Origin of the sequence: Streptomyces sp. NRRL F-4489, assembly GCF_001509485.1 — a bacterium.
In the GTDB taxonomy this organism is placed as follows: Bacteria; Actinomycetota; Actinomycetes; order Streptomycetales; family Streptomycetaceae; genus Streptomyces.
Map to the genome: position 1 here is coordinate 1 of NZ_LLZI01000152.1, position 1831 is coordinate 1831.

Genomic DNA, 1831 nt, shown 5'->3' on the forward strand with positions numbered 1-1831 from the left:
TCAGCCCTTGAGGTCGTATCCGGAGAGGCGCTCGACGCCGCGGAGGAGGGCGGAGTGGTCCAGGCCGCCGTCGCCCTGCGCCCGCAGCGAGGCCACCAGGTTGGCGACCACCGAGCCGACCGGCAGGGCGGCGCCGACGGTGCGGGCGGCGTCGGTGACGATGCCCATGTCCTTGTGGTGCAGGTCGATCCGGAACCCGGGCTTGAAGTCCCGGTTCTTGAAGTTGTCCTTCTTCCGCGCCAGCACCGTCGAGCCGGCCAGGCCGCCGTTGAGGACGTCCAGCGCGGCGGCGAGGTCGACGCCGGACTTCTCCAGGAAGACCACGGCCTCGGCGCACGCCTGGATGTTGACCGCGACGATCAGCTGGTTGGCGGCTTTGACCGTCTGCCCCGAGCCGTGCGGACCGCACAGCACGATGGTCTTGCCCAGCGCCTCGAAGATCGGCTTGGCGGTCTCGAAGTCGGCCTGGTCGCCGCCGACCATGATCGACAGGACGGCCTCGATGGCGCCGGCCTCGCCACCGGAGACCGGGGCATCGAGGACCCGGATGCCCTTGGCGGCGGCGTTCTTGGCCAGGTCGATGGAGGTCTGCGGGGTGATCGAGGACATGTCGATCAGCAGCGCGCCGGACTTGGCGTTCTCCAGGATGCCCTCGGGGCCGTAGGCGATGGCCTCGACCTGCGGGGACGCCGGGACCATGGTGACGATGACGTCGGCGTCGGCGACCGCTTCGGCGATGGAGGCGGCGGCGGTGCCGCCGGCGTCGGCCAGGCGCTGGAGCTTGTCGGCCTCCAGGGTGAAGCCGGTCACCGCGTAACCGGCCTTGAGCAGGTTCTCGGCCATGGGCGAACCCATGATGCCCAGCCCGATCCATGCGATCTTCGGCAGGTTGCTCATCGAAAAGCCTCTTTCACACTCAAAACAAAAGGGGGGGACGGCGTCAGCGGACACCGCACATCACCTGTGCCGGTGCCGCTGCCGAAAGCTTCAGCGCGCCGCGCGCAGCGGGGCCGGCAGCCAGGCGAACGAGGCGGCGCTCGGGGCGTCGCCGGGCTTGTACTCCAGGCCGACGTAGCCGTCGTAGCCGTTCTTCTTCAGCCGGTCCAGCAGCGCGGAGAAGTCCAGCGAACCGGTGCCCGGGGCGCCGCGGCCGGGGTTGTCGGCGATCTGCACATGCGCGGTCTTGGCCGTGTAGCGGTCGATGACCGCCTCCAGGTCTTCGCCGTTCATGGACAGGTGGTACAGGTCCATCAGGAAGCGGGCGTTGTCCAGGCCGGTGGCGGCGTTGACCGCGTCGACGACCTCGATCGCCTTCGGCGCCGAGACGATCGGGCACTTCGGCGACTCCGGCGCATTCAGCGCCTCGATCAGCAGCGTCCCGTCCACCTCACCCACCGCACGGGCGGCGAAGACGAGGTTCTCCAGCGCCAGCGCGTCCTGCTCCTCCGGCGTGGCGCCCTCGACGCGGTTGCCGTACAGGGCGTTGAACGTCGTGCACCCCAGCGAGGTCGCGAACTCGATCGCCACCGGCACGTTCGCGCGGAACTTCTCCGACTCCTCGCCCGGGACCGACAGGGCGCCCCGGTCCGGGCCCGGCAGCTGCCCGGCGTAGAAGTTCAGGCCCGTCAGCCGCGTGCCCGCATCGCGCAGGGCGTCGCGCAGCGCGTCCAGCTCCGCCCGCTCCGGGGTGGGGGCGTCCACCCACGGCCACCACAGCTCCACCGCCGTGAAACCCGCCGCCTTCGCGGCCGCCGGCCGCTCCAGCAACGGAAGCTCGGTGAACAGGATCGACAGGTTGACGTTGAAGCGCGTGTCCGTGAAACCCATAGGG

Annotated in this window: 2 protein-coding genes; both read right to left on the reverse strand. The window is 70.3% G+C overall.

The window, feature by feature from the left end; genetic code table 11:
- Positions 1-897: a 2-hydroxy-3-oxopropionate reductase gene (locus tag ADL22_RS13825; protein WP_066977945.1), complete on the reverse strand. Its 897-nt coding sequence runs from the start codon at positions 895-897 to the stop codon at positions 1-3.
- 90 nt (positions 898-987) lie between these two features.
- Positions 988-1827, reverse strand: coding sequence for a TIM barrel protein (locus tag ADL22_RS13830; RefSeq protein ID WP_066977949.1), 840 nt, complete (start codon positions 1825-1827; stop codon positions 988-990).
- Positions 1828-1831: the final 4 nt, after the last annotated feature.

What these genes read in the sequence shown, in the direction of transcription:
- ADL22_RS13825 (WP_066977945.1), bottom strand. Translation starts at nt 897, where the DNA reads ATGAGCAACCTGCCGAAGATCGCATGGATCGGGCTGGGCATCATGGGT.
- ADL22_RS13830 (WP_066977949.1), bottom strand. Translation starts at nt 1,827, where the DNA reads ATGGGTTTCACGGACACGCGCTTCAACGTCAACCTGTCGATCCTGTTC.